Source organism: Oleiphilus sp. HI0125 (assembly GCF_001635355.1).
Window position 1 is genome coordinate 1 of record NZ_LWGF01000642.1, and the last position, 1,137, is coordinate 1,137.

A 1,137-nucleotide genomic window follows, 5' to 3' on the forward strand; every position below is an offset into this window, starting at 1 on the left:
TTGCCCACTTTCAAATAGCTGAATGCCGGTTTTATTGAGACTTTTGGCTTTTATTCTAAGTTCAAAAGGTTCGGGTTCATCTAGTAAGGCTTCTATCTTGCCTAGGGCTTGAGGGTCTGATTCGAATTTTTGAGATAGCTTTATTAGTAAGTTCTCGGCTTCGTCTTGCCGACCTGTGGTATGAAGGCTGCGGCTTAATTCCAAGCCTAGGTCAACGCTAAGATCTTCGACATCAATTAAAGATTGTACTTCATCTATTAGCATTTGCGCTTGCTCGTGCTTGTCTCGGCCAACTAGTACTCTAGCTTTTACTAAATTAGCGCAATGACACGCTTCCTCTTCATAAGAAAATTTGTCAAGAATAGTCTCAAGCTGAATGCTAGCCTCGTTCGCGAGAGTGTTGCCCTGATTAGTCGTATCTCCGATTGATAGGTCACTTAAACAACGCCCGAAATCTAAGTAGAGGGTAGGTGTTTCGTGAACGGTATTCTCTCCAAACGTGATCGCTTTTCTGAATGCTTCGCTTGCAGAACGCAGATCATTATTTTCAACGCATAAACTCGCCAATTTAGACTGCCTTTTGACCATCCTAGGAGAAATAGTAACGGCTTCTTGGAGAGCTTCTTGGGCTTCTTGTCTTTGTCCTAAGTGCAAGCACGCGTCACTAACTCCTTCGTAGGCTTCTACCATCATTGGTGATTTTTCAATGACTTGCGAGAATACTTGCTTGGCTTGATCGTATTGCGTGGTATCTAGAAGTGTATGGGCTAGACCTAGTTGAGCCCAGTCTATGTGGCGCTGGCTGAGAACCTCTTTATATATTCCTTGAGCGCTCGATGTGTCTCCTAGTTTTCTATAGAGGCTTGCCATAGTTTGTAGGCACCAAGAGCGGTATCGTGTGCCATTTTCGATTTCTTGCTTACAAAGACTAATCGCCTTGGCGTAATTGTCGATATCAATCTCTCGATTGATTGGTTTTAAAATGGCTTGCTGGGTCATCAGTTGCAATAGCCGCTCTTCAAGCATATTACGAGTGACAGGCTTTGCTATATAAGCATCTGGTTGGAACTCTCGTGTTCCAAGTACTGTCTCTTTTGATGTATCTGCGGTGACCATAACGAAAAGGCTCGTATGTTT

At 43.4% G+C, this 1,137-nt stretch carries 1 protein-coding gene; it reads right to left on the reverse strand.

Annotated features, from left to right (window positions below):
* Positions 1 to 1,116: tetratricopeptide repeat protein (locus tag A3762_RS08540; protein ID WP_068754971.1), on the reverse strand; the 1,116-nt coding region annotated here is incomplete at its 3' end.
* Positions 1,117 to 1,137: the final 21 nt, after the last annotated feature.